Annotated in this window: 2 protein-coding genes; both read left to right on the top strand. The window is 44.3% G+C overall.

Annotated elements, in window-relative coordinates; translation table 11 throughout:
• A partial coding sequence (locus tag KP705_RS15435) for a hypothetical protein (protein WP_215764784.1) occupies positions 1–652 on the top strand: 652 nt, incomplete at its 5' end.
• Between the two features lie 121 nt (positions 653–773).
• The coding region (locus KP705_RS15440) for a hypothetical protein (protein WP_215764785.1) at positions 774–1,038 on the top strand (265 nt) is incomplete at its 3' end.

A 1,038-nucleotide genomic window follows, 5' to 3' on the forward strand; every position in this document is an offset into this window, starting at 1 on the left:
CATCAATGATGCTGAGCTTTTCACGAAGCGTGATGAAGGCGAAGCCACGATAGGTGTCCCTAAATCATTGGATATGTTCGGGCCCGATATTGCTATGGCTCTCTGTGTTGAGCCTTCTCTTGATGGTCGTGTCATCGTTGGTGATGAAATAAAATTCGAGCAGATGGAGAATAAGATTGTTGGGCTGATGCTCCCGCATCATGCTTTCTATAACGTCTCTGAACCCTGTCTTATGGTCCAGAATTATACGCAGACGCCTGACACTGAACTCGGCAAAAAGGCTCTCGAAMTMATTGAAGTTGTCTCTAAGCGACACMATCAGCAGGTTATCGAAAAACTCCAAAAAATTGGATGCGATGCTCTAACGGGGCGTAATCTGTTTGCGTTGCGTGGTTCGTGGGAGCTTGGCAACAGGGATATCAATGCGGTGGATGATTCCGCAAAAGCATATATGCTTGACACTTACACGATATCTCACATGGGTAGAGGTGGGGGTAGCGTCTTAGAAGATGGGATGCTGTCAAAGGTTCTCGACATAGAGCGTCTACAAGACCCCGTAGAGCTTGATGAGCCTCCTATTGAGGTTCCGGATTCCGAATACTTCGAAGCTAATCAGGACGCCTTTCAGGAGCTTGCAGACTGGTATCTTTGAAGCTCCGCAGGACCGACGACAATGTAATTGTCATAGTCGGACACTATGACAAGTCAAATATTGATTTCTATCTGCTACAATAAGTTTCCAGTACCCCACAAACTGAGGGTCGGAGATTGTTATGGATATGGTAAAGAAGGAAAAATATAGAGAAATAGAGAGAGAAGTACAGAGGCTTGAAAATCTGTTCAATATAAAGGCTGTGCGATTGAAGGCACGTTATGAGACCAAGGCTATTCGTTATATGTTTGGGAATGGGGTCGAGGTTTATTGCGGTTGGGAAAAGCCTTACGATATCATGACTTGTTTGCATGACCATTATATTGACCATTCTTTTCCTGTGAAGGATGTGAAAAGTTATAGAGATTATTTGCGGTGTCTTCCTT

This window comes from Gluconobacter sp. P1D12_c (genome assembly GCF_018812105.1).
GTDB lineage: Bacteria > Pseudomonadota > Alphaproteobacteria > Acetobacterales > Acetobacteraceae > Gluconobacter > Gluconobacter oxydans_A.